The organism is Galbibacter kalidii (genome assembly GCF_026241135.1).
In the GTDB taxonomy this organism is placed as follows: Bacteria; Bacteroidota; Bacteroidia; order Flavobacteriales; family Flavobacteriaceae; genus Galbibacter.
Map to the genome: position 1 here is coordinate 1 of NZ_JAPFGA010000083.1, position 632 is coordinate 632.

The window sequence follows — 632 nt, forward strand, 5'->3', positions numbered from 1 at the left end:
CAACGGGTACACAGCGGTCGATGCCGAGCACCAGATCATCGTGGCGGCGGAGTTGACCAACTGCGCCGCGGACAGTCAGGCGCTGCTGGGCATGCTGGCAGCAGTTCAGGCCAACACCGGAGAAATGCCGGCCCAGACGCTGGCGGATGCGGGATTCCGTAGTGAGGCTGTTCTGGCAAAGGTCGCCGATCACCACGGCGATGTCATCGTTGCCCTCGGCCGCGAGGGACGTGAAGATGCCAAGGTCAATGCCAAGACCCATCCGCATACGGCGGCGATTGCGGCGAAATTGAAAACGGAGCAAGGCGATGCAGCTTACCGCCGGCGCAAGTCGATCGTGGAGGCTCCAAATGGTTGGATCAAGGCGGTGATGGGATTGCGTCAGTTCAGCATGAGGGGCCTGGACAAGGTGCAAGCCGAGTGGAAGCTCGTCTGCATGGCGCTAAATCTGAGGCGAATGGCGTATCTGTGAGGGCGAAGGTTAAATGGGGCGGCTCAAATGCACCCCAGTCGTCATAACACGCCGCGCGCCGCAAGATTGGTATCCTTGGCGCCGACGCCTTGCCAATTGCAGAGAGCGCCTCCGCCATCGTCAGTGCTCTACAGAAAACCGGTCACACGGCTCTGCCGCG

Annotated in this window: 1 protein-coding gene; it reads left to right on the forward strand. The window is 61.2% G+C overall.

The annotated features are described in order from the left end of the window. The coding region (locus tag OOZ15_RS19975; protein ID WP_265958190.1) for a transposase at positions 1 to 472 on the forward strand (472 nt) is incomplete at its 5' end. Positions 473 to 632: the final 160 nt, after the last annotated feature.